Raw genomic sequence first — 1,669 nt, forward strand, 5'->3', positions numbered from 1 at the left:
CTTCCTGACATTGACCTGCCGCTGGCGCCAGTAGTCCTGCCCGCACTGCCGGCAGCGGTAGTGCCAGCGGCTTCTTTTGCTCTCCTCCAGTCTTGGCGCATAGCGGCTGCCGCCAACCTTTTTAAGGAGTAACTTGAAGTCCCGGTCTTTGTGCTGGTAGCCTAAACCGGCCAGGTGGAGGTGGTAGTGGACCAGTTCATGCTTGATGATGCCTGGCAGATAATGAAGGTTTTCTTCCTTAAGAAAGAGGGGGTTGAATTCCAGGTGATGGTCGGATAATTGGTAGCGGCCGCCAGTAGTCTTCAGGCGGCGGTTGATTTTGGCTTGATGGAGAAAGGGCCGGCCAAAGGATTCAAGGGAGATCGTTTCGACCAGCTGCTGCAGTTCTTGTTCATTAATCATGGTGAATATTGTAGCTGGTCAGGCCAGAAAAAGCCAACTTTTACTCTTCTGGAAGCAAGATCCCGTCTTTCATTCTTAAGCGGCGGTCATATACCAGGCCGGGGATTTCATCATGGCTGGCCACGATAACGGTCTTGTTTTCGCTGCGCAAGTCTTTCAAGAGGTTGACGAACTGGTCGACCCCTTCCTTGTCGATCCCCCGGGTTGGTTCATCCAGCAGGATGATGTTCTGGTCTTCCATCACGGCCTGGGTGATCCCCAGCTTCTGCCGCATCCCGACTGAGTAGTTGCCAACGGCTTGCGGGTTGTCCGGGTCCAGGTCAAAGGCCTTGAGCAGGTCCCGGGTCTTTTCGGGCTGGAAGCGGTGGTTGAAGTGACCCAAAAAGGTCAAGTTGTCCCAGGCAGTTTCATATTCGATAAAGCCAGGTCTTCTCCAGCCAGTAATGGTAAAGAATGGGTACTGTGCTGGCAAAAACGATAATAAAGAAAGGATATTTGATCTTGATGCAGAACAAGATCAGCATAAAGCAGGCAATGAACAGCAGGTAATGCATCAAGAGCAAGAGGGTCCCCTTCCAGGCCGGGCCATAACGGAAGCAGGGATTCTTGCCAAAGAAATAGGGCACGATGGAGAAAACAAGATAGATGGCCAAATCTAAGAAAAGGAGCTGGGCCAGTCGTTGGTCAAAGTAATCCTTTTTGCCGCGGGGAGCCAGAAGCGGCCGGACTGAGCGGAAAGAAAGGATTTGGATGGCCGCCATGACGGTTAGACCAGGCTGGATGTATAAGCTGATCAAGTTGGCATTCAAATAAAACACTGGCATCTCGCCTTCCCCACCGATCATCGCAAACTGCAAGCCGCACCACAGGCTGACAGGGTTATGGCAATTAGGCGCTGATAACGCGTTTTTAGCATAATTTAGCCTCTCTCTACATTCTTCATATACCAAATTCTTAGCAGGACGACGGTCAGCGTAATATAGAAAACTGCAGTCGTCGCGTAATTTAGGTAATAGATTGCTGGGGATGGATTTTGTTTTGTACCGTAGCATTCTCTATAGGATTCATAATATAAAAAGCATCTCAGCCGACTTAACTGCTGCAAAAAATGTGTGCAATGTAGCCAAATAGTAATTTTTGACTACGTATGTCCAAAGACATGGATACAGACATTTTTCTTATTGCCGTCATCACAGGTATTCCGATATCCCAACAAGGGGGTAACCGCATTGACCAGCGCAGGCACCGAAGCACCACTCTTGCAACT

2 protein-coding genes and 1 pseudogene are annotated in these 1,669 nt (G+C 49.7%); all 3 read right to left on the reverse strand.

Annotated features, from left to right (window positions below):
• On the reverse strand, positions 1-402 hold a 402-nt coding region (locus lacNas_RS03150; RefSeq protein WP_201346578.1), incomplete at its 3' end, for a SprT family protein.
• 40 nt (positions 403-442) lie between these two features.
• A pseudogene (locus lacNas_RS03155) lies at positions 443-829 on the reverse strand (ATP-binding cassette domain-containing protein); the annotation flags it as partial.
• Positions 810-1,226, reverse strand: coding sequence for a hypothetical protein (locus tag lacNas_RS03160; protein ID WP_201331959.1), 417 nt, complete (start codon positions 1,224-1,226; stop codon positions 810-812). The gene lacNas_RS03160 and the pseudogene lacNas_RS03155, both read right to left, overlap by 20 nt.
• Positions 1,227-1,669 lie beyond the last annotated feature (443 nt).

Source organism: Lactobacillus nasalidis, from assembly GCF_016587775.1.
Taxonomy (GTDB): domain Bacteria; phylum Bacillota; class Bacilli; order Lactobacillales; family Lactobacillaceae; genus Lactobacillus; species Lactobacillus nasalidis.